Annotated in this window: 1 protein-coding gene; it reads left to right on the top strand. The window is 54.0% G+C overall.

Annotated features, from left to right (window positions below):
* Positions 1-102: 102 nt before the first annotated feature.
* The gene (locus HZS81_RS17940; protein WP_179931887.1) at positions 103-1095 is read left to right on the top strand and encodes an IS30 family transposase; all 993 of its coding nucleotides are present in this window, start codon (positions 103-105) and stop codon (positions 1093-1095) included.
* The last annotated feature ends 7 nt before the right edge of the window (positions 1096-1102 follow it).

Genomic DNA, 1102 nt, shown 5'->3' with positions numbered 1-1102 from the left:
CCTGAATTCATAGAATAACTGCAGCACTTTGGATCATACGGTAGAGGCAGGAGGGCCAGCAGCGGTACCCTCTCCGCCTTACCGACCAAAGTGAAGCAGAGTATGGGATACCGACAACTGACCCAGGCACAACGATATCAAATTTTTGCCCATAGGGATGTAGGATTGAGCCAACGTCAGATTGCTCAACAGCTTGGCATTCACAGCAGTACCGTAAGCCGTGAGCTGAGACGTAATTCGGGTGCCAAGGGATATGAACCCGCACAAGCGCAGCGTTACTGCGATCAGAGACGCCGCTCCGCCTGGAAGTGGACAAAGCAACTCCCTAGCCTGATTAATGCCGTAGCTGACAGGCTTAGAGAAGAGTGGAGTCCAGAGCAGATTAGCGGTTTTATGGCGCCGTTGACGGGGATAGGAGTTAGTCATCAATGGGTCTATTCGCTGATCTGGGACGATAAGGCCAAGGGTGGCGATTTGTGGCGACACCTCCGCCAGCCCAAGCGTCGCAGTAAACATCGTGCCCATGCCAAAAGTGCAGGACTCGGCAAGATTCCTAAGCGTGTGGGGATAGAGCATCGGCCGCCTGCTATCGAAAAGCGCCTCACCATCGGTCACTGGGAAGGCGACACGGTGCTTTATGGGCATAAGCAAGCGGGGATAGTGACGTTGGTAGAGCGGCGAAGTGGCTACTTGTTGGCGGCACGTCTGCCAAAGGTAACGGCAGAGCTAACGCAGAGAGCCATGGTTCGTTTACTTAAGCCTCGTCGGGGCGCGGTGAAGACGATCACGCTAGACAATGGCTCGGAGTTTGCAGACCACGAGACGGTCGCAAAAGCGGTTAGCGCTTCCGTGTATTTCTGTGATCCTTACTGCTCAGGCCAGCGTGGGACAAACGAGAACACCAACGGCCTGATCAGGCAGTATTTTCCGAAAGGTACAGACTTCCGGAAGGTGACTAATGCAGAACTGCGACGCGTTGTTCACAAGCTGAACGATAGACCCAGAAAGCGGCTGGGATACCGAACCCCAGCCCAGGTGTTCTTAGGAGAATATTCAGGAGCACTAGAAACCGCGGGTGCTGCACTTATTAGTTGAATTCAGG

This window comes from Vreelandella salicampi (assembly GCF_013415105.1).
Classification (GTDB): Bacteria; Pseudomonadota; Gammaproteobacteria; order Pseudomonadales; family Halomonadaceae; genus Vreelandella; species Vreelandella salicampi.
The sequence above is the reverse complement of the archived record's forward strand: the minus strand, read 5'-3'. Positions and strand labels throughout refer to the sequence as shown.